This window comes from Pantoea sp. AS142, from assembly GCF_037152305.1.
GTDB lineage: Bacteria > Pseudomonadota > Gammaproteobacteria > Enterobacterales > Enterobacteriaceae > Pantoea.
The window spans coordinates 36,950-56,941 of sequence record NZ_JBBCMO010000014.1 but is presented as its reverse complement, the minus strand read 5'-3'; the positions used below and the strand labels follow the sequence as shown (position 1 = coordinate 56,941).

Annotated in this window: 17 protein-coding genes and 2 pseudogenes; 5 read left to right on the top strand and 14 right to left on the bottom strand. The window is 52.3% G+C overall.

Going from position 1 to position 19,992, the window contains the following annotated elements:
• Positions 1–20 precede the first annotated feature (20 nt).
• Together WFO64_RS20495 and WFO64_RS20490 are read right to left on the bottom strand one after the other, a co-directional pair.
• Positions 21–449, bottom strand: a complete 429-nt coding sequence (locus tag WFO64_RS20495; RefSeq protein ID WP_337013859.1) for a lysozyme — start codon at positions 447–449, stop codon at positions 21–23.
• Between the two features lie 433 nt (positions 450–882).
• A complete protein-coding gene (locus WFO64_RS20490) occupies positions 883–1,209 on the bottom strand; it encodes a putative holin (protein ID WP_337013858.1) in 327 nt (108 codons plus the stop codon).
• Between the two features lie 799 nt (positions 1,210–2,008).
• Here WFO64_RS20490 and WFO64_RS20485 point away from each other — a divergent pair.
• The 3 genes and pseudogenes from WFO64_RS20485 to WFO64_RS20470 form a co-directional block, all read left to right on the top strand.
• A pseudogene (locus WFO64_RS20485) lies at positions 2,009–2,556 on the top strand (DDE-type integrase/transposase/recombinase); the annotation flags it as partial.
• A gap of 1,643 nt (positions 2,557–4,199) precedes the next feature.
• Complete coding sequence (locus tag WFO64_RS20475; RefSeq protein WP_337013856.1) at positions 4,200–4,601, top strand: SRPBCC domain-containing protein; 402 nt, start codon at positions 4,200–4,202, stop codon at positions 4,599–4,601.
• A gap of 112 nt (positions 4,602–4,713) precedes the next feature.
• Positions 4,714–6,225 (top strand): UbiD family decarboxylase, encoded by a 1,512-nt coding sequence (locus WFO64_RS20470; RefSeq protein ID WP_337013855.1) that lies wholly within the window; start codon positions 4,714–4,716, stop codon positions 6,223–6,225.
• A 315-nt stretch (positions 6,226–6,540) separates the two neighbouring features.
• Here WFO64_RS20470 and WFO64_RS20465 read toward each other — a convergent pair whose 3' ends face one another.
• The gene (locus tag WFO64_RS20465; protein WP_337013854.1) at positions 6,541–8,337 is read right to left on the bottom strand and encodes a tannase/feruloyl esterase family alpha/beta hydrolase; all 1,797 of its coding nucleotides are present in this window, start codon (positions 8,335–8,337) and stop codon (positions 6,541–6,543) included.
• Positions 8,338–8,569: 232 nt separating this feature from the next.
• On the opposite strand from WFO64_RS20465, the pseudogene WFO64_RS20460 reads away from it, so the two are divergent.
• A pseudogene (locus WFO64_RS20460) lies at positions 8,570–8,707 on the top strand (IS6 family transposase); the annotation flags it as partial.
• A gap of 199 nt (positions 8,708–8,906) precedes the next feature.
• On the opposite strand, the gene WFO64_RS20455 reads toward WFO64_RS20460, so the two are convergent.
• The 3 genes from WFO64_RS20455 to WFO64_RS20445 all read right to left on the bottom strand — a co-directional run bounded on the left by WFO64_RS20455 (position 8,907) and on the right by WFO64_RS20445 (position 11,832).
• The gene (locus WFO64_RS20455; RefSeq protein ID WP_337013853.1) at positions 8,907–9,782 is read right to left on the bottom strand and encodes a transporter; all 876 of its coding nucleotides are present in this window, start codon (positions 9,780–9,782) and stop codon (positions 8,907–8,909) included.
• Complete coding sequence (locus WFO64_RS20450; RefSeq protein ID WP_337013852.1) at positions 9,779–10,702, bottom strand: phenylacetaldoxime dehydratase family protein; 924 nt, start codon at positions 10,700–10,702, stop codon at positions 9,779–9,781. The genes WFO64_RS20455 and WFO64_RS20450 overlap by 4 nt, the downstream gene beginning before the upstream one ends.
• A 128-nt stretch (positions 10,703–10,830) precedes the next feature.
• Positions 10,831–11,832, bottom strand: coding sequence for a carbon-nitrogen hydrolase family protein (locus WFO64_RS20445; protein ID WP_337013851.1), 1,002 nt, complete (start codon positions 11,830–11,832; stop codon positions 10,831–10,833).
• A 149-nt stretch (positions 11,833–11,981) separates the two neighbouring features.
• On the opposite strand from WFO64_RS20445, the gene WFO64_RS20440 reads away from it, so the two are divergent.
• Positions 11,982–12,926: a helix-turn-helix domain-containing protein gene (locus tag WFO64_RS20440; RefSeq protein WP_337013850.1), complete on the top strand. Its 945-nt coding sequence runs from the start codon at positions 11,982–11,984 to the stop codon at positions 12,924–12,926.
• Between the two features lie 732 nt (positions 12,927–13,658).
• Here the strand turns inward: WFO64_RS20440 and WFO64_RS20435 are convergent.
• From WFO64_RS20435 to sctT, 8 genes are all read right to left on the bottom strand, one after another.
• Complete coding sequence (locus tag WFO64_RS20435; RefSeq protein ID WP_337013849.1) at positions 13,659–14,039, bottom strand: RidA family protein; 381 nt, start codon at positions 14,037–14,039, stop codon at positions 13,659–13,661.
• 22 nt (positions 14,040–14,061) lie between these two features.
• The gene (locus WFO64_RS20430; RefSeq protein ID WP_337013848.1) at positions 14,062–14,382 is read right to left on the bottom strand and encodes an AzlD domain-containing protein; all 321 of its coding nucleotides are present in this window, start codon (positions 14,380–14,382) and stop codon (positions 14,062–14,064) included.
• Entirely contained in the window at positions 14,375–15,112 is a 738-nt protein-coding gene (locus WFO64_RS20425; protein ID WP_337013847.1) for an AzlC family ABC transporter permease, read from the bottom strand. The genes WFO64_RS20430 and WFO64_RS20425 overlap by 8 nt, the downstream gene beginning before the upstream one ends.
• A 64-nt stretch (positions 15,113–15,176) precedes the next feature.
• Positions 15,177–16,472 carry an L-cysteine desulfidase family protein gene (locus WFO64_RS20420; RefSeq protein WP_337013846.1) on the bottom strand — a complete coding sequence of 432 codons (1,296 nt, stop codon included), beginning with the start codon at positions 16,470–16,472 and terminating at the stop codon, positions 15,177–15,179.
• A gap of 604 nt (positions 16,473–17,076) precedes the next feature.
• Positions 17,077–17,460, bottom strand: coding sequence for an acyl-CoA thioesterase (locus WFO64_RS20415; RefSeq protein WP_337013845.1), 384 nt, complete (start codon positions 17,458–17,460; stop codon positions 17,077–17,079).
• A 96-nt stretch (positions 17,461–17,556) separates the two neighbouring features.
• On the bottom strand, positions 17,557–18,003 hold the full coding sequence (locus tag WFO64_RS20410; protein WP_337013844.1) for a GNAT family N-acetyltransferase: 447 nt from the start codon (positions 18,001–18,003) through the stop codon (positions 17,557–17,559).
• Positions 18,004–18,108: 105 nt separating this feature from the next.
• Positions 18,109–19,191: a type III secretion system export apparatus subunit SctU gene (gene sctU, locus WFO64_RS20405; RefSeq protein WP_337013843.1), complete on the bottom strand. Its 1,083-nt coding sequence runs from the start codon at positions 19,189–19,191 to the stop codon at positions 18,109–18,111.
• Between the two features lies 1 nt (position 19,192).
• Positions 19,193–19,990, bottom strand: coding sequence for a type III secretion system export apparatus subunit SctT (gene sctT, locus WFO64_RS20400; protein WP_337013842.1), 798 nt, complete (start codon positions 19,988–19,990; stop codon positions 19,193–19,195).
• Between the last annotated feature and the right edge of the window lie 2 nt (positions 19,991–19,992).

The following is a 19,992-nucleotide window of genomic DNA, read 5'->3' as shown; positions in this document are numbered from 1 at the left end:
GATGGTTGTTTACGGGATTATCAGGATGTTTCAAATAGCGTCTTTTCTGCTTCCCTGCGGCGTACCAGGCCAGGGAGTTTTTTTCCACTGGCGTTCACCCAGCGTAAAAACTCACCGGCCGCACCGGAATAATCTCCGGTGTTCAATTTTTTCAGCAGCGTGGAGGTTCGCAGATTTCCGGAACCCACGTTAAACGTGAATGAAACCAGGGCATCAAACTGATGTTGGGTAAGAGGCGCGCTGATATAACGGCTGACGGAACGCTCTGCTTCAAGAACATCCTCTAGTAGCAGGGCATCAGCCTGTTCAGCGGTGATGATATCGCCGGGTTCAACGCCTGCAGTATGGCCGTAGCCGATGGTCCAGACCCGTGCGGAGCACTGGTAGGCCTGGAGTCTCAGCCCTTCAAACTGCTTGATTAAATTCAGTCCGCTGGCGCTTATTTTCATACAAGCCCTCAGGTTAAAATAAAATAAAGTTGACCGGAAAATTTAAAAAAAACCGGAGTGTGAATGATGAAAATCATTCTTTTCAATTACTGGAGAAAAGGTAAATAAAACGTGATGTTGTTAATCAGTTATTTCAGAATGGCAGGCGGCAAGAGAGATTCAGCGCTTGTCATAAATAGTCTGAAAAAAGTTCGTCTTCCATAACAGGCATAGTATGCAGAGAAGAAGGTTAATAACCAGCTCAGACCATGAGGTAAAATACCCCCCCCCGGAGATGAAGCGTAATGTGACATCTGCATAAGAAATAATAAACAGATAGATAGTCACTCCCTGTATAAGGCTGCGGGTTTTGTAACCAAGGCGCCACCACAATATACGTGCAGCAATAATACCGCACGAAACAGCATTAACGGCATTAACGGCAGGCTGTATGTCACTCGTCATTGCCATCTCCCCTTTTATTTTGTCTGTTTGCAACATTTTCCACGCGGGAGATAACCAGCATGGAGACGGTAACAATCAGTGCGCTACAGATAAACGAGCCCGTTTCTCTGCTTATTTCAGGGTGCGCAGGGAAATAGTGGCGAATAATACTGACCGTATTATTTGCGCCAACGATCCCCATGAAAAATGAAATAATAAAAATCATTAACCTGTTTTTCCCGGTAAAGCTGCGCTGGGTGATGGTGAACAGCATGGCTCCGGAAAATGATGCAATTATCCCCGACCCTAAAAATTCGTTCAGTAAGTTAATGAGCATAGGCTTCACCATAAATTAATAAGCTTATTACCTTCCCTTAAAAAAAACAGCTGCCGGCATCCACCGCGCCTCTCCATAAACCCCGGGCAATGCCAGAGCGCTGACGCATAAAAATGCGCCCTGACATGCTGTATAAAGTCAATTTCTCAACAAATATAACAAATAAAAAACACCTCTCTCCGCCAGAGGCATAAAACACTGCGGAGTGACTTTCCCATTAAAAGAGCGATTTGAGCTTAGGTAATTAATAATTAAACATCCAATCGTTTAAAGCGCTCAATCAACATTGCGTGATAGACACTAGCTATCAAGGTAATTTAATTGATCGTTTATAACATTTTGCAAATATGCATCATAATGATTTAATTAAACTTAAATTAATCCAAGTAACATAGTGCATTTACACTTTGTGTTTTATTTCTAACTAACCATAACATTTGGTTCGAATAATAACACCTGGTTAGTGAACAAAGCTTATTGATGTAATAAACAAAAAAGTTGGCAATAAAATGATTTAAATATGTTTTTTTTATGTGAAATCAGACTGTGCTATTACGGGCTTTGCGGCCTGAGACCATCAGATCCACTCTGATTTTCAGACGTTTGACGTCATTACATGGATTTTTAGTTGGCGATAAAAATTGCTACCTGAATATTTACCTGAATTAATCTGGCAGTCTTAGTGCAGAAGGGTGAGTGAATGTCTCCGGCCTTGCTACATCAACATTCTATTTGTTCCTGGCAGCATTAATGGCTGTGCCGCATTCAAGGCGGTGGGGCGGCAGAAAGTGCGATGCCCGTTTTTCAGGTATTACGCAGGCAGGGAAGGCCTGGAATCACAAGCGTGTTCACCGGATTTACTGTCTTCTGAAACGCAATTTTCGTCGCAAGGGAAAGCAACGCCTTCCGGTGCGTTATCCGGCTCCGCTGACAACACCGGAAGCGTTAATCAGACCGAGTCTATCGATTTTATGCTCGACGCGCTGGGCTGTGGCAGGCCATTCAGCACCGTTAATGTGGTGGATGACTTTAACCGCGACACCCTGGCCATGGAAATTGACCTGAATATCCCAGCCCAACGCGTTGTCCGGGTACTGGACAGGATCGTGGCAAACCGCGGAAACCCGCTGAAGATGCGGATGAACAATTGGAGCGGAATTAGACTCACTGGCTCTGGTGCAGTGGGGTGAAGAGCATGGCGCGATGCTGGAGTTTATTAAGCCGGGTAAACCGAGGCTGAATGCCTTTATAGAACGTGTTAACCGGACCTGCCAGACAGCGATACTGGATTTTTATCTGTTCAGAACCCTGAGTGAAGGGCGGGAAGGTACAGATTGCTGGCTGGCGTAAGCCTTACCATGATGGCGGCAGGACCGCTCGCTGTAACCGCTCATGGATACAGAAGTCGTTCTGCCGACTGGCAGGACAGCACATCCGTCCTTACGGGCCACATCTACCCAGCATTTTTCTGCGTATCTTTCTTCAGCAGCCAGTTCAGATAGAGTTTTGACCCTTCGGGGTGTTTCGCATCCTTAAATATGGCGGCCCGCCAGGCCCAGGACATGAAACGAGTCTGCTCAGGCAGGACAAACAGGGGGCTGACTTGCCATCCGCGAGAAGCACGCCGTCCGTTGAGAATCTGGCCACCGCTTTACCGCTTGCGGCATATCTGCCTGGTGTCCGATGTTGTTTGTCTACTGGCGCCGGGCCAGACGCTGAACGGCTCAGCGACAACAGCCGTCGCAAGAGTATCACGTACGGTTCTGTGGGAGCGGAGGGAGAGGTGCCCCTGCGCCACCCGATAACCCCGGAAAGAGTGAAAAAGTCGTATTCCATTATCTTTTTATTGATGTTAACCGTTGGATAATTAGCAGAGGTAAATAACCAGGCTTAATTGTGTTTTTTCTCGGGTGTCATCCCGAATTTGAACCCTGTCAGGGAAAACTGCGCATTTATCCGTTTTACACCCAGGCTTATAGGACAGCAGATGACACGAAGCCTCCGCAACTGACGATGTAGTGCCTTTTCCCTTTCATGGGGAGTTGGGCACCATAACCTTAATTCCCTGACCGGCTCACAGTATGGCGTTGACCGGCAGTCTAAAAGCGGGAATGGTTATTCCGGGTTCAACTACCCCACCGATCCCCCGGGGGCAATTGTGATATTGCAGAGCACCGATGAAGGCTGGGCCACCGCGTCTGCCACAGAAGGAGACGGTATAGATCGATAAAGGGGACGGACATCACCATGCCGTGCAGGCATGGGCTGCCAGCCCTGGCTCCGACTAACCATTGCCGGTTCCGCATTGATGGAAATAACGTGGACAGGTAAGGCACTGCCGGAGTTAGCGCTTGTGTATGAATCTCTGGCTAATAAATCGGCAGCTCAGGCATTGACCCTGTCCCCAATCATCCCGTTAAGCCCTTTACGCATTGGGGAACAGCTATTTCAGTTAACGCCGCGGGATATAAGGACATTGCTGGCTGGAGACGACGAGGTTCGTGACAAAATCCAGAAGTCAGTCATCTACGTGCTACACATCTGGCATACCAGAAAGGCGTGTTAAACATGATTCAGAAATCATCTAAGTGACTATAATTCAGTCGTCCACCGGTTACTACGGCGCTTTTCAGCCCTGCTGATATCACGGTAAATTAAAGCCCGTTAAATCAAAAAAATAAGCGTGTTTGTTCCACTAAAAGTCAGAATTTGTGTGGGCAAATCAGTTGACCGCCATACGCCTGGCGTTTGAAGCGGTTAGAGAGCTTAACGGCAGCTTGACCTAAAGGCATATGGCAGGAAGGGTATTAAGTAGCAAAACAATAGCTTTTATCTGGCAGCCACAAAGAGTTGTCTGTTAAATACTACAAAATCCCTTTTAACGGTCTCAGGCTCCAGAACCACTTTACAAGGATAGTACGCCCCGATAACGCTATTCAAAAGTTCTGTAACGAGATCCCTTCTGATAATAAATCTACAGGAGCGACACAATGATTATATTGAAACATGCCATAAAAATTTCTGCTCCCAGAAGTACTGTTTACATAGCATTAACCGATCCGGAAGCCATGCGCCGTTGGCACATTGGCACTATTGAAGGCACCCTTTTACCGGGCCAGGTATTAACGCTTACCTCGGCCTCAGGAAAGCGCTTTGGCTGGCGCACGGAAAAGCTTGAAGCCGACTCTTTTATCGTACAGACCGGGGTCGAAGGAATGGGCACTTCGGTGGGTAAAACATTGACCTTTAATCTTTCCGACCTTGACGAGGGTCGAACGTTGGTCGAGCTAGCCGACGGAGAGTGGTCGGAAAGGGATCCACATCTGCCATTCTGCAATACGCATTGGGGTAGGGCGCTGCACAATCTCAAAACTTACCTGGAAAAATCATAAATATATTTTACAAGCCGCAAAAGTGTTCGTCCTGTTTAATACGTCGATTTAATTATTATTAGATTTGGGAGGTCGCGCCTTATTCAGGTCTGAAACCAGAAGGAGATAAATAATGGCCCTTGCTACATCAAAGAATCAAAAAGTTTCAGCCGCACCGAAAGCGGCGGTAAAGGATCTGCGCGAAGGCATCGAACTGCTCAGGAAAATGGATGGGCAGTTTGTGTCAACGAACGTGGAAGTGGATCCCCATGCTGAACTGGCTGGTGTTTATCGGAAGGTCGGCGCAGGGGGGACGACCCTGCGCCCAACCCGGGTCGGACCAGCGATGCTATTCGAAAATCTGAAGGGCTACCATATTCCGGTAATCGTTGGCGTACTTGCTTCGCGTAAACGAGTGGCTGCCTTCATGGGCGCTGACGAAAAGCATCTCGGACGCCACATGCTCAATGCAATGCACCATGCTAAAAAGCCAGTCATAGTTGATTCTGCGCCATGTCAGGATCAGGTATATCTGGCCTCTGAGCCGGACTTTGACATCCGCAAGCTGCTGCCGGCGCCGACGAATACCCCCGAAGATGCCGGACCCTACTTTTGCATGGCGGTGTTGCGTGGTACCGATCCGGAGACGGGTCAGCATGATGTCACCATCCACCGACTGTGTGTGCAGGACCGTGATGAAATTTCAGTGTTCATGCAAACGGGACGCCATATTGGAATGATGTACGAGAAGTATGACGCAATGGAGAAGCCGATGCCGATTACTATCTCAATGGGGATTTCGCCGGTGGAGTACATGGCGATTTCGTTCGAACCACCCTCAACCCCGTACGGTTTCGATGAGCTTGAGTTTGCCGGTGGCTTGATTGGCTCGCCCGTTGAGCTCGTGAAGGCGAAGACGATAGAGGAGTATGCCATGGCGAGTGCGGAGATCGTTATCGAGGGTGAAATTCTCCCGGGGCGTCGGGTCGCCGAAGACCAGAACACAAACACGGGCTTCGCAATGCCAGAGTTTCCGGGTTATGACGGGACCGCCAATCCGTCTCTTCCGATTGTAAAGGTCAAGGCCGTGACGACACGCACAAAACCTATCCTGCAAACGCTCGTCGGCCCGGGAGAAGAGCATGTCAGCCTTGCTGGTATTCCGACAGAGGGATCACTGGTACAGGCACTCGAAGATGCGCTGCCGGGATTTGTCAAAAATGTTTACTCACATCCGGCTGGCGGTGGGAAGTACCTCGGAATTTTACAGGTTCATAAACGGGATCATAATGACCAGGGACGCGAACGGCAGGCTGCCCTTGTTGCGTTCGGTGCATTTCCAGAGATGAAACACATCATACTCGTTGATGATGATGTTGATATATTTGACACCGATGACGTGCTTTGGGCCATGACGACCCGATTTCAGGCTGAACGCTCGCTCATCCCGATACCGGGTGTTCGTTGCCATCCTCTCGATCCTTCTGCCGATCCCGGTTTTCTCTGGACGAACTTCAACCACGGCATATCCACCAAGGCTATTTTCGACTGTACTGTACCGTGGGAGCTTCGCGACAAATTTATTCGCGCGCCTTTCCAGGATGTCGATGTTAAGCGCTTTCTGCCCGACTGGACCGGCGAATGAGTCAGGGCGCAGAAAAGTGAGGTGACTACGATTGATTACCCGTATCAAAAGCATTATTTAAGTGCGTTCAGAGACCATCAGGGATGGGGCCTCTGGCGTGAAAAAGATGCCGCGTGTCAGTGCCCGTGATACCGGTCCCCAATGGCGGTGTTGCCTCCTGAGACGAAGAAACGGAAATCCCCGGAGCGATTTAGGGTTCAGAAACACAAATCAGCTGGCGGGAATCCCCTAAATCTTGCTCACCGGGAGCCCCATCATGCATGGTGCGGGCTGAACGCTTTCACGCGCCACGTTTACCCTGTGGCGCACCTTCTGCTATTGCTGAACAGTTAGCTGGCCGTTGTTAACCTTATAGGTTAACTGATTGTCCGGGCCGAGCATGTCACTAATGGGTTTATGCAAATCGAGTTTTTCATCATCCTGTGACACTACCGCATGATAACTGGCCGCATCACTGGCATCGCCTTTACCGTTGTACTCAGCAACATAGGGATAAGGAAAGACGGGACGGGTATACACCACTTTTGACGCAGGCCCAGCCACAGGCTGGCTGGGTTTCTGCACGCCATGAAATTGCACTGACGCGTCTTCTGAGGCCGGCTTCGGTTCAGCTATACCCTGCGCAGGCGGTATACCGGGCGGGGAGGCGGCATTTTCGGTTTTGCCGGCAATCAGCTTATCCGGCGCAACGCCCTGCTCGGTCCAGTTGATCAACGCGGTGAGTAAATCGATCTGATCCGGGCCTTCGCCGTTCCCGCAGTGCGCTACGCCTGGCAGCAGAAAAAGCCGCATAAAGCTGTCAACTTTCTCCGCCCCCATGAATGCTTGAACACCCTTGAAGTAGGCGATAGTCCCGGCCGGAGAGATCGAGTCATCTGCAAGACCGTGCCAGACGATCAGCTTACCGCCTGCCGCTTTAAAAGGTGCGAGGTTGGTATTTGTCGCGTTGTAGAGCGGGGCAAGCTCGGCAACCCTGGCGAAATTCTGACGGGTAAACGCAAAATCGGCCACTTTAGTCAGCTTCTGTTTACCTCCGGGCAGCAGAACATATTGTAGCGCTGGCAGAGCCATCATTTCAGACATTGAATGGCCGGCTGGCGTAGCGGGAACTGGCCAGCGCAGCTCTGACCCTATTGGCAGGCCGCCCGGCGCATACTGCTCGCCATTCTGCCCGCGGGCACCGTGATAAAGTTTTTCCACCACATCCAGCTCTTCAGTCGTCAGGCAGTGGCTTCTGTCCTTCTGCCCTGATGTACACGGCTTGATCCAGCTGCGGGAGAACGTGCATGCATAAGGATTTTGTAAAACGTCATCCTCCGAGCCGGAGAGCGAGGGACAGTGTGCCATGGCTGCCTGATGAATCAACGCCAGCCGGTTCTGAAGCAGGATGGGTGTACCGTCAGCACGCAGATTCGCGATCACGTTCCAGCCGTGAAAAAAGGCGTTCTGCATTGAAAACCAGGCCGCGGGCGCGCCTGCGCTGATGCCGTTAAAATCGTGCGGATAGCGTTGCGCCTCTGCCAGTGCTTCACGCCCGCCATCTGAGCACCCCATAAAATAAGCAAATTTCTGCTGTTGCCCGTAATAGGCCTTGATCAGCGCTTTGGTCAACTGTGCGGTGACATGATTCGCCCGATAAGCGAAGTCGATTCGTTTCTGTGGATCTTCTGCCCATGAAGCATCCATCATGCTGCCAGCGTGTCCCATATTGGTGGCGGCGACGGCAAACTCTCCGTTCATCGCGGGCACGCAGCCACTGGCGTTAGAGAGGCTGAGGTTAATATCACCGCAAAGGCCCCCGCAGCCCACCTGCAACAGACGTTGCGTCCACCGTGACTGCGGTAATGCGACCTCGACGCCAATGTCAGGACCGAGCGTGGCGCTAATCTTACAGAATGTTCCCTGGGCGGTATTCAGTTCAGTAGCACCCAGAATTTTAACATCTGCATCAATACCCTTGCTGAATTTGAGCGCGCCAAATTCAGCGCATGAATAGACAGGTTTTACCACTGGCAAAGCGTGGGCAGCGGATGCCGCATGAAAAAACGTAAAAAACAGGCTTAAAGAGAGAACCGCCTGGATTAACCGAGTAAAGCGGCGACAAACGTTCATGAGTATCTTCCTGCAAATGTATTATCCGTTTTTAACAGATTAGTCCGTTTTTCTGATCAGACTGATATGAAGAGCCGTGCGTGTATAGACCTGCATCCCGACCATCGCGCGGCTCAATAAGCGGCACTGTTGCAAAGATCGCCGTGCTGATAAACATTGTCGCTATTTTCACCAGTCACGTCACCGATGGACGCGCACCATCGATTCTTATCTCTCCCGGTGTTGTAACAGCAAAGCGGCTTACGCCACAATCAAAGGCATTGAGATGATGCGTGCGCTACGTAAAGGCCAGGCATCAGCATTTTATTATGGTAAACCTCCGGGCGAGATACGTCGGGTAAGCGGCGTTTTCGAAATATCAGGCTTTTAAATAAGACCGAAAACCTCATCACGAATTTTGCAACAGTGCCGACAGCAGAGAAAGCTGGCCGTATACACCGCATTGGTTAACGCGCAGAAGGCAGATGGATGAAATTGTTGATTTTAAAGATAAAATAAGAGGGTTTTTTAACCATGCTAATGATGCGGTTTGAAAATCTCTGGCCAGAGACCGTCTCTGACCAGGGTTTTCAGAAAAGGTAACCGAACCTCAGACTGATATTTGTATCCTGCCGGAACCCCTGCTCTACAGCGATATCCCGTCCACCTGAAAACTGTAGCTGAACGGCGGGTGTAATAAAATGCGAAGCAGAGATACGGGCATAGGTGCTGTCCAGTCTGTCATCCTGAGTCATACTGTCAATCCGGCTTTTGGCCCCGGTTATCCATCCGCCGCCGAATCCAACCTGCGTGGCAGGCGTAAGGTTATAACTCAGATAAGCCTGGTATTCATAACGCGGACTCTGACTGAGCCTGGCGTTATTATTACCGTACCGGTCATTTGCTGTCGTCCAGGAGACATCAGCGCCTGTAGTGAATGCCCAGGCATCAGAGAAATGATGAATCCAGACGCCCTGCAGCAGATAGCGCCAGCGGTTCTCCCCGACATTCACGGCTCTTTCATTGTTGTAGGCCCCGGTTGGGGCATAAACAAACGGTGCCAGGGAGAGAATGTCACCTCCTGAGTTGTCAATTCTGAACTTGAAAGGTACACCCACGATGATATCGCCCATGCCTGAAGCGCTGCCGAGGGGACTGGCGTCTCCCATCGCGTCCGCCCTGACAAACGGAATGATAATCTGTGGCTCAATACTGATGTTTTCCGCAGGACGGAATCCATGAATAACGCGCAGCAGTGTGGCCTCTGAACTGAATCGGTAATCACCGGCCGCTTTATTGCCCTGCGAATAGTATTTATCGCTGTGGGCATACTGGAAATAGGCCAGCGCGAATGTTTTATCCGCCGGCATCATTTCGTAATCCCCGGGCGAAAACTCAAGGGCATAAACAGGCACGCTTAATACGGCTACAAGAGAAAGACCGGTAGAGAAAAAAAACTTATTCATAATAAATCTCCGCTGTCCTGCCGTAAAAGGCCGGTGCCCTGGTGACAGTTAACGTATTCAAAATACTGTGATTCTTCAGGCACAACGACAATTTCATGCCACAGGCGGAGCGCTATATTAAAGTTCAGCTCTTTCACATAGCGCATAAATCCACCAAAAATGGCCACATGTGTCGGATGGCTTTTTGCCCAGCGTTCAAGGGCGGCCATATCAGTAAAGTGTGCCAGGCCAAACGTTTTCTCTGCCAGCACTTGTGATTTCGGGTCAACCACCTGCATATAACGGCAGCTTAGGCAGCCTACGGTATGTCCCTGGTCTCTCAGAAAATCCATCCCTTCATGCAGTACCGGCTCGACTTCCGTGAGGTATTTCTGTCTTTCTTCCTGTTGCGTGGCCGACCAGTCCTGCCCGGAGCGAATGAGGCAGAGGTTGTTACTGCCTGAAAGCACAATGCGTTTGCCACTTGCTGTCCGGGAATGGGTTTTACGGGTTCCCCTGAGGACGTTGTTCTGAGCGACAGGCAGGCGATCGCGCGCACTCCCCCAGTAGCCATGCTCATACATTTCACCGCTCATTTCTTCTGCCAGCCAGGCGACGCCTTCCGGGGATGACCTGTCTGAGAATATGGTCTCAAAGTTTGCAGGCTGCGGGCTGACAATTTCCAGGAAGAAACCATACTCCCCGCTCTCCCTTTCTGTTGAATTCCACCATATGTTGAACTGGCTTTTCTGTTTCCATCTTTCAAATTGCTCTGCTGATGACCAGTAGGCGATGGCCATCAGATTAAAAAAGCCCGCCTGGTCTTTGCATGACGCTATGTCCCAGTGCCCGGGCCCATCCGCTGACGAGAAACGCTCAGTGATTTCATCCAGAGCAGAAATATCCGGACAGCTTCTCCCCTGAACACCAAAGTAGGCCATGACTATCCGGCCGGTCAGGGGAGAAAATCGAGCGGTCCAGGCCGGGAAAGGCGGCAGGTATCCCTCAGGCATGGCGACAGGACATCTGCGCAGGGTACGCAGATGTTCCGGAATGGCAGATTCCATGTCTACTCCTCCTCTTCTTCTGCAGGCTGTTCAGCGAATGACTCGGCGGGGGAGTGCTGTTTGACCACGGCCTTATTCGCTGACGGATTAAAAAGGAGACGGGTCACATCAGGACGGGAGTAATGGCCTACCGGGTCTGCCGCCAGTTTGGCAAAGGTAATCGCAGCGGGGTTGAGTTCAGCTATGAGTAATCCTTCCTCATTTTCCCCGAGAGGCGTAACGAGTTCTCCTCCATCCGGGCCGTAAATACGGGCATGGCCCCCCCCGGCACTGAGTAACGCTTTCCGGTCATCATCAGGACAGAGGAAATCAATCATCTCAGCAGAAACGACAGCACACGGGGCTATCACAAAACACTGCCCCTCCGCGGCATACAGGCGTGAAGCCGCCGTATTCACGTCAGGACCCAGTGCGGCGGTTTTGCTGGTGTAAAGACTGAAGCTGGGCCAGGCAGCGATGTGGATCTCTTCATGTTGGGAATACATCGCGTAGCGGGACAGCGGCTGCAGATGCTCCCAACAACAGAGGGCTCCGACGTTACCCAGCGGTGTCTCCCAGGTGGTCAGGGAGGATCCATCACTTTCGCCAAACAGCGTACGCTCCACGTGCGTGGCCTTAAGCTTGCGGCGGATGCCAAGGGTTTCCCCGTCACTGTTAATCAACCACTGTGAGATATACAGACTTCCATGGTCCCGCTCGCTGAAGCCCAGAACGACAACGATATTATTCTGCTGCGCTGCATCCGCAATTCGCTTCGCCTGGACACTGTCCAGCACCAGAGAGTTCTGATGATACTGATAAACGAGAGCCATATTTTGGGCGGGCGAATTCAGCCACAAAAACCACGGGTAACCGGGTATCCAGGTTTCCGGAAAAGCGATGAGCTCCGCGCCTTTCTGTGCGGCTTCAGCGATGAGGGCGATTGTTTTGTCTACGGTGCCTTCTAAATCCATAAATACGGGAGCGGCCTGAACGCAGGCAACCGTAACTGTTGTTTTCATCATGTTTTTTCTCCTGGTAAAATATTTCAGCAGACACAGATATACCCTCCGTTTAGGTCACGGCGTTATGACAGGGGGGAAAGAATGCTTGTCTGAAAAGGAACTGGTCTGAAGTTTGCATGACATGTCCAACCCGGGCGGAGGTTGCTGACATGAACACCTATAACACTGCTGATGTTTTGTACGCTGAACGATGTGAATACTGGCGTCATGCGATTAGCCGCACGTTTGTGCCGCTGGAGAGCACGTTTTCCGGAAGTCAACGGCAGGGCGTTCTGCGGTCTGGCGCCTGGGGTGACCTGCGGATCTCAGAGGTCAGCAGCAGCGCTCAGGACGTCATGAGGTGCCGAAGGGGGGCTGATAATCATCCTGACAATGCCATGCTGCTGAGCTTCATCAGTCAGGGTAAAACATCCGTGGTTCAGGCGGGGAGTCATGCCTGTCTTGGTCAGGGTGAATTCGGACTTTATGACACGCGCTTCCCTTATGAACTGCACCTGCATGGTGAAACGCGACAGCATGTGGTGCAGATACCCATAGAGCACCTGAGGCAGGAACTGGGAAAGACAGAACGCCTGGTTGCTCATTCATTTGGCAAAAAACATGCCCTGACGCCTTTTCTTCACCTGCTTCTGAATAACCTGATGGCGCAGCCGGAAGATATTGCATCCCGCCACACTGGCCTTCTTTACGGGCAGTTTCTTGAGCTCCTTGCAGTTATCATCTCAGATGAATGCGAAGCAAAAAGACCGTCCCGTTCATCGGCAGGGCTGCTGTTTCAGATTAAAATAATGATAAATCAGCAGCTTTCGGATACGACGCTGTCAGCATCAAAAATTGCTGAATCATTCAGTATTTCACCGCGTTATCTGAGCATGCTCTTGAAAAATGACGGTACCACCTTTGGCCGGTATGTCCTGACGCAGAGGTTGAATAAAGCTTCGCTGGCTCTGCAGTCCCCCCTGTATTCCGATATCCCTATCAGTCAGATTGCATGGAAGTTTGGGTTCAATGATATGGCTTATTTTTCGCGTGCATTCAGGGCAAAATTTAGCTATTCACCAACGGAGTGCCGTCATCAGGCTGGCGAGGCGTAGCGGGTGAGGGGCAGACGACAGGTTCCGATGCGGGAGATAAATCTGATGTCTGCCGCGATGGGTTTTTGGAATTTTTTCACTTGAGACGCGCAACAATGTGACTTAACGCGACTCGCTACTTTAATTACAACACCCAATAGTCAGACACTGCAATTCCGGCCCCTGGGCCGGGCGGGCCGCTTTTTAGTCTTGGCACCCTTAATATGGCAGTTCGTGAATGTTTATCGCCTACAAGGACGTTGTAACTATCATCGGATCTGCGGCTTTAGCCGGGCGCTATTGGTACATGGATGGTGCGTCAGCACTGGCATTATGCGGCCCGCAGGGCTGGGGTGCTCTGGTCCCTGCCAGCGCGCCGTGAGCATAAAAAAACGCGCTGGTGAGCGCGTTTTATGCAGAACCGTCTGTCAATTCGAATGTCATGCACCCGTTGGCTCTGACCGTCATTGAATAAAGATCATTCCTGCCATCTTTCAGGGGATGAAAGCAAAAGCCCGGATAGTTTTTAAATTCATCCGTCTATAGTGCTTCATCAATCATCAGCAGGCGAAGCCTGATGCGTTCTTGCGGTTTACCGGACAGGGAAGGGACAGTGCGTGGCAGATGAGGCGTGAGAGGCTGTCGTCCCGCAACACCATCTGTTTGTGGCTGAACGGCAGCAGGTCAGGTCAGCCTGTGCTTTGAATGCCCGGCTGCGTTTTCTGGCAGTCGGGCATTCAGGCTCTGCCTGCGTCAGGCAACGGCAATGGCTTCAATTTCAATCATGGCGTCTTTCGGCAGGCGGGCAACCTCAACGCACGAGCGCGCCGGGAAGACGGTTCCGTGTCGTTTAAAAAACGCCTCATACGCGTTATTCACGGCCGCGAAGTCGTTCAGGTCTTTCACAAAAACGGTGGTCTTGATGATGTTGCCTGTGGTCAGACCCGCCGCCTCGATGATGGCCCTGACGTTTTCCAGCGACTGGTGAGTCTGCACCTCTATCGCTTCTGACATTATTCCCGTCTGTGGGTCAACCGGCAGCTGGCCGGAGGTGATGACCATTTTTCCCGTGCTGACGCCCTGAACGTAAGGACCAATGGCGGCCGGCGCATTCTGTGTCGTGATAATTTCCATCCGGATACTCTCTTTTCTTCGGTTACATAAAGTGGTTAAGCAGAACCAGCGACCCCACGCCGCTGACAACGACCCATATCAGCCCGAGCCGGAAACTGACCAGGGTACAAATAATCGCAGCGATGACCTTCGGGTTGTGCAGGTCAAATTCCATGCGGGAGTTTACGTCCAGTATCTGCACCGTAATGATGGCGGGCAGCACCGTCACGGGGACAAAACGAAGCGTTTTAACGACCCGTTCGCTCATGTGCAGCTTTCCTGCAATGCCCGTGAAGGAAAAGCGGATAAGGAAGGTGACGGCCGCCATACCCAGCGTCAGCGCGAAAAAATAACCGTTATTCATGTGCAGTGTCTCCGCTGATTTCAGGAAGGTCTGACCGTCTTTCTTTCCGCTCTTCGGCCAGGTCTACGCACAGCCCGGCGAAAACGCCCAACAGTGAGGCGGCCACAATGCCCAGGGAGCAGGGCAGAACGACCAGCAGCACGCCGGACAGGGAGGCGACCACCGCCGCAACCGTGCAGGCCTGGCTTTTCACCTGCGGCACCACGATGGCAATAAAGGCGGCCACCATGGCAAAGTCGAGTCCACAGGACTGGAGTCCTGGAAAGGATGAGCCGACCAGCGCGCCGGCAAAGTTAGCGAGTACCCAGGTTCCCCAGAAGGTCAGCATGACGGTGAAGTAGAAAAGGTATTTTTCTTCCCGGCTTCCGCCCATCTCCCCAATGGTCGTGGCGTAGACCTCATCGGTGAGGGCGTAAGACATGCAGCACTTCCTGAAGAAAGAAGCCTCCCTGATTTTTCCTGCCAGCGAGGCACTATAGAGAACGTGACGCAAATTGATAATAAAGGTGGTGAAAATAATTACGCTCAGGCTGGCGCCGGTTTTCAGCATGTTCAGCGCAAGCATTTGCGCTGAACCCGCGATAACAATGCACGACCAGGCCGTGCTCTGCCAGATGCTCATGCCCAGACTGACGCTCAGCGCGCCCACGATAAACGAGAACGGAAAGTCCCCGATACAGAGGGGCATGACGGCGCGAACGCCCCGGTAAATGGTGGCTTTTCTATCCATTACAATGTCTCCGGTGCCAGCGCCGGGCATGCCGGCGCTGGCTGTAGTGCTTTCAGGTTCACCCTCAGCTGTGAACGGGCGCGTTTTTTTCCGCCATAATGCGGATAATTTCCTGGTCGGTCACCGGCATGGCGTTAACAACCAGCCGGCAGAGGTTATCGACAGTCTGCTCGGCACCCGCACTGACGATGCCGTCGCTGCTGCCGACCCGCACGCCCTGACGGGCCATCAGCGCCGCTCTGAAGGCACTCGCGGTAGCCGTGGACACCTTCATGGCGCAACTGCCTGACGCACCGTCACAGATCATTCCGCTCACGTCGCTGACCATGTTGATGACGGCCGCCTCGACGGCGTCCGGGGCACGGGTAAACAGCCAGGCCATACCTGCTGCTGCGCCCATTGCCGCCGTTGAAGCGGCACACAGGGCCGAAAGCCGGGTATAGCGGGCGTGAACGGAGATGGCTACGAGGTGCGACAGGGTCAGCGCCCTGACCAGGGTCTCCTGGTCTGCATTTAGCTCCCGCGCCAGCACCATGACGGGCAGGGTTGCAGCAATGCCCTGATTGCCGGAGCCAAAGTTCGACATGGCAGCAACCGGCGCGCCTCCCATTCGGGCGTCAGACGCTGCAACGGTTTCGGTCAGCATCCGGGACAGCACGTCGTCGCTCATCAGCCCCTCGCTGACTGCCGATGAAAACGTTCCGCTGATATCAAGCCCGTAATGGCCCTGACGTCCTGCCTCCGACAGCGCACCATTGAGGCGTGCGGCCTCGAGCATGAACGCAATATCCTCCACCGGTACGCGGGCAGCAAAATCAACCGCATCGCGTAATGAGAACAGAGGTAGCGGTGCCATAGTGGCATTTTGCTCAGGACTGCAGACGGCCGTCACCGGCTCATCGTTGACATAAAGCTCCGTGATGCGGGTGTGACCTCCCCGGATAACGACCCGGCAGCGGCTCTTCTCCCCGGCGACCGTCAGATCGATCCAGATAAAGTCAGATGAAGGGGCGGCGATAATATTGACCCGGTCTTCGCTCACCATTATTTGGGCCTGCTGAACCTGTGCGGCCGTCAGCCCAGCCAGCATTTCCAGGCCTCTGTCAGGGTCTCCGCCGTACAAGCCAACGGCGGCAGCCATTTCAATACCGGAAAGTTGTGTGCCGGGAATGGTCACGGCGACGGCATTTTTATACAGGTTTTCAGAAATGCTGCCCTCTACCCTGACGCAGGGTTCGCCAAGGTGCCGGCCTGCCGTAGCGGCGGCAAACGCGATGGCGACCGGCTCCGTGCAGCCCAGCGCGGGTCTGACCTCTTGCTTCAGCCACTGCAGTAAAACCGCGTTACTGACGTTGTTCATAGGATACCTCTCAGATTTTGAATTAACTCTCTGGAGGTATTATGGTCCTGAGGGGAGGGAATTAATTTCTAAAGAGCATGTTGTTTATGGGGTTATGGAGAAAATTCATTCTTTTTCATATTGGCTAAATATTCTCTAACCTATCCTGCCTTATCAAGAAAAAGTAACTGAAAATAAAGTAAAAAACAGGCCATCTCAATGATTTTCACACGCTGCCTGTGACAGTTATAAAGGCGCTGATAAAAGAAGTTTTTTCTCCGGCGCCGGGAACGATTTTCATTTGCGCAGTCATTCCCATGTTGCCTGCTCAGCCAGCACCCAGCTCAGAACCCCCAGGAGGTGACGCTGATAACATATTCTGGCCATCTGGCGTAACGTACTCTGACCACGATCGCCCTGACGCGGTAGGACAGGACCGTATTTTCTCCCGCTCAGGAGAATGCCTTCCTCACCCGCTGACTGGCCACCGCCTGAAGCAGTACGGCTTCGCGCGACATCAAGTGGCGTGTGCCCGCAGTTCAGGTTGCGTAAAATGGATTTTTACTCAGGGGATATTTATAAATAATGTGGAAACAGGCGCGGATGCGCCTGCATAAAGGACAGGTTATTCGAGGACTGCCGCCAGGGCCGGAGGAACACCGGGGCGGCCATTGGTCAGACAGGTGGCCGTGAAGGTTGCTTCGGCATACACCACATCGTTAACCAGAATCTGCTGGAAAAAATTTACCCGGCTGCGTTTTTCGTTTTTTACCGGCTGACAGGTCACCATCAGCGCGTCACCTGCCTTCAGGCTTTTCTTAAAGCTGAGGGTATACTCCAGCAACATATGAATACGCCCCTGTTTAAACTCCTCTTCGAGATTCAGTCCCAGCGCTTCTGCCATATAAGCATGGCGAGCCCACTCCAGATAGAAAGGGTAGTAAAGACCATCGACCACGCCCTGAAAATCAACATGGTTCGGGTCAACGGTGTAGAGTTTGTAAAACATAGTTCTTCCTTAGAGCCTGTTTCATCAGGCTGGTTTTCCTGGCATTCTGCACACCGGCAGTTCTCAGAATCCTCATGCACTGCGTGTGTGCTGCAGTTAATTACTGGTGGAAAGCGCACAGCCGGGAGATCCCAGCTGCTTGACCAGATAATGCTGGCGATGATGCTGCGGCATCTGCTCCAGCGTCATTTGCAGTCTGTAACCTTGTTTCTCATAGAACTCCCGCGCCTGAAAACTGAAAGTATCCACACAGACGCGCTGACAACCACGCACAATAGCTTCCTGTTCGGCGGCCTGCAACAGCCTGGCACCCTGCCCCGTCCTGCGCAGCGCTTCATCGACCCATAAAAAATGAATATGCATCCAGTTTCCCCAGGTGACGGCGAGCAGTCCGGCAATTTTGTTGCCTTCTGCGTCATTGAGAAAAACGGCGATTTCTTTTATCTGACCGATATCAACATGTTGTGCATTGAACGCCATCAGTTTCTGGCGGATTTGACTGACATCATCAGGGTGTGGCGTGTCGGTCATTGTCATATTCATTGGCCATATTCCTTACAAGCGTGCTGTGGTTTGACCGGACATGTTTCAGGCTCTCTGCCCGATTCATTTAGCATATAGGTGGTGTGCGGCCAGCAAAAGTTCCCGCTATTCCGCTTCCAGCTCGATCACTTTATCGGTTATCTGATTGTCCAGCTCACGCAGCACCCGATAAACCTGCGCCACCGCCTGCAACGTATGACGGGGGATCATCTGGCCTTCCTCAGAGCAATAAAGCGTTCGTGCCAGCCAGATAAAGCGGATCACCGGGATATTGGCTTTCTGCGCCCTGGCGATCAGCGCCTGGGCATCCTTATCCTCGCCCTTACAGATGATGCGCGGCAGCGGGGTCCGCTCCGGGCGGTAATAAAGTGCCACCGCATAGTGGGTGGGGTTGACCAGCAGAAGGTCGGCCTCCTCGACCGGTTTGCTTTTCAGCGGGGCCGCCGGAGCGTTCAGCAACTCATGCGCCACCGCATGACGGTGGCCTTTCATATGTGGATCGCCCTCAGACTGTTTGTGCTCATCACGGATATCCTGATGGCTCATCCGCTGTTGCTTGAGGAAAAAGTATTTTTGCAGGCCAAAATCCAGCAGGGTCAGCACCAGCAGGGTCAGCAGCGTCTGGCGTGACACGCGCGTCAGCATCACCTCTACCGCAGGCCAGAAGCTGTCCAGATCGCCATAAGCCAGTCTGGAAAGCGATTCGAGATCCGGCGTGAGCACCAGATAAAAAATGGTACAGATAGCAGCAGCTTTGAGCATGCTGTTCAGCATGTCGGTCAGTTTTTTTACCGAAAACATCTGCCTGAACTGATTGATGGGATTGAGGCGGTTAAAATCAGGTTTCAGGGCTTCCGGTGCAAACAGGGGGCCATACTGAACCCAGCCACCGATAATACGCAGCAGCACCGCCACTGCCACGGTCAGGCCGCAAAAGGTGGTAACCAGTACCAGTGCGCTGCTAACCACTTCGTTTAAGGCCAGTTCAAAAGGCTGATTAAGGCGTGCAAGGGGTAACATCATCAGCGCCTGCAGCTTTTGCATCCCGACGTCATCCAGTGCCAAAACGGTTTCCACAATCCCTGCGCAGATTAGCAGTTTGGGAACATCCTGACTCTGCGGCACCTGACCTTTACGACGTGCATCCTGAAGCTTTTTCGCCGTGGGTTTTTCCGTTTTTTCAGACATGCTAATGGTCTCCCAGCAGAAGCGGCGTTAGCTTGCTCAGATCAGATAGCAGTTGTAAACGTCCTTCCCCCAGAGCGTTCAGTGTTGGGATATACAGCACAAAAAACAGCAGGCCAACCAGACATTTTGCTGGAACAGATAGTACAAACGCCTGCAACTGCGGGCTGTAGAGGCTGAGGATAGCGATACTGAAATCCAGGATCAGCAGCAGCGCTACCAGTGGACCGGCATAAATGATGATATGGCTGAAGGTATCGGCCAGCAGCGTCAGATACTGTTTAAATCCCTGTTCATGGGGCAACGGTAACCACTGCATCACAGGCCAGATACGGTAGCTGTCCCAGATGATCTGGGTGATGCCGCTTAACCCCGTGCCAAGGATCAGCAGCAGGATAAGCGTCTGCTGCAGCAACAGGCCCAGAGGGGTGACATCGCTGCCCAGCGCCGGGTTTAGCTGGCCGCCAATCAATGCGCCACGCTGGTTATCGAACAGTGCCCCCACCGACTGAAACAGCCAGAAGGGCATGCCCATGATCAGCCCCAACAGGATACCAATCACCCCCTCTTTCAGGATCAACGCAATCAGTTGCGGCCAGTCAGGCATCTGCATCGCCAGCTGTGTCTGTAAACCCAGGGCAGGAACCAGCGCCAGTGCCAGCACCACCCCGGTGCGCACCATGCCTTTCAGGATATTGAATGAAAATACCGGAACCAGAATCAGACAGGGATAGATGCGCGCGGCGCCCAGCGTCAGGGCAAACAGGTATTGATAGAGGATGTGAATGGCATCGTTAGCCATAG

What these genes read in the sequence shown, in the direction of transcription:
- WFO64_RS20495 (WP_337013859.1), bottom strand. Translation starts at nt 449, where the DNA reads ATGAAAATAAGCGCCAGCGGACTGAATTTAATCAAGCAGTTTGAAGGG.
- WFO64_RS20490 (WP_337013858.1), bottom strand. Translation starts at nt 1,209, where the DNA reads ATGCTCATTAACTTACTGAACGAATTTTTAGGGTCGGGGATAATTGCA.
- WFO64_RS20475 (WP_337013856.1), top strand. Translation starts at nt 4,200, where the DNA reads ATGATTATATTGAAACATGCCATAAAAATTTCTGCTCCCAGAAGTACT.
- WFO64_RS20470 (WP_337013855.1), top strand. Translation starts at nt 4,714, where the DNA reads ATGGCCCTTGCTACATCAAAGAATCAAAAAGTTTCAGCCGCACCGAAA.
- WFO64_RS20465 (WP_337013854.1), bottom strand. Translation starts at nt 8,337, where the DNA reads ATGAACGTTTGTCGCCGCTTTACTCGGTTAATCCAGGCGGTTCTCTCT.
- WFO64_RS20455 (WP_337013853.1), bottom strand. Translation starts at nt 9,782, where the DNA reads ATGAATAAGTTTTTTTTCTCTACCGGTCTTTCTCTTGTAGCCGTATTA.
- WFO64_RS20450 (WP_337013852.1), bottom strand. Translation starts at nt 10,702, where the DNA reads ATGGCCTACTTTGGTGTTCAGGGGAGAAGCTGTCCGGATATTTCTGCT.
- WFO64_RS20445 (WP_337013851.1), bottom strand. Translation starts at nt 11,832, where the DNA reads ATGATGAAAACAACAGTTACGGTTGCCTGCGTTCAGGCCGCTCCCGTA.
- WFO64_RS20440 (WP_337013850.1), top strand. Translation starts at nt 11,982, where the DNA reads ATGAACACCTATAACACTGCTGATGTTTTGTACGCTGAACGATGTGAA.
- WFO64_RS20435 (WP_337013849.1), bottom strand. Translation starts at nt 14,039, where the DNA reads ATGGAAATTATCACGACACAGAATGCGCCGGCCGCCATTGGTCCTTAC.
- WFO64_RS20430 (WP_337013848.1), bottom strand. Translation starts at nt 14,382, where the DNA reads ATGAATAACGGTTATTTTTTCGCGCTGACGCTGGGTATGGCGGCCGTC.
- WFO64_RS20425 (WP_337013847.1), bottom strand. Translation starts at nt 15,112, where the DNA reads ATGGATAGAAAAGCCACCATTTACCGGGGCGTTCGCGCCGTCATGCCC.
- WFO64_RS20420 (WP_337013846.1), bottom strand. Translation starts at nt 16,472, where the DNA reads ATGAACAACGTCAGTAACGCGGTTTTACTGCAGTGGCTGAAGCAAGAG.
- WFO64_RS20415 (WP_337013845.1), bottom strand. Translation starts at nt 17,460, where the DNA reads ATGTTTTACAAACTCTACACCGTTGACCCGAACCATGTTGATTTTCAG.
- WFO64_RS20410 (WP_337013844.1), bottom strand. Translation starts at nt 18,003, where the DNA reads ATGAATATGACAATGACCGACACGCCACACCCTGATGATGTCAGTCAA.
- sctU (WP_337013843.1), bottom strand. Translation starts at nt 19,191, where the DNA reads ATGTCTGAAAAAACGGAAAAACCCACGGCGAAAAAGCTTCAGGATGCA.
- sctT (WP_337013842.1), bottom strand. Translation starts at nt 19,990, where the DNA reads ATGGCTAACGATGCCATTCACATCCTCTATCAATACCTGTTTGCCCTG.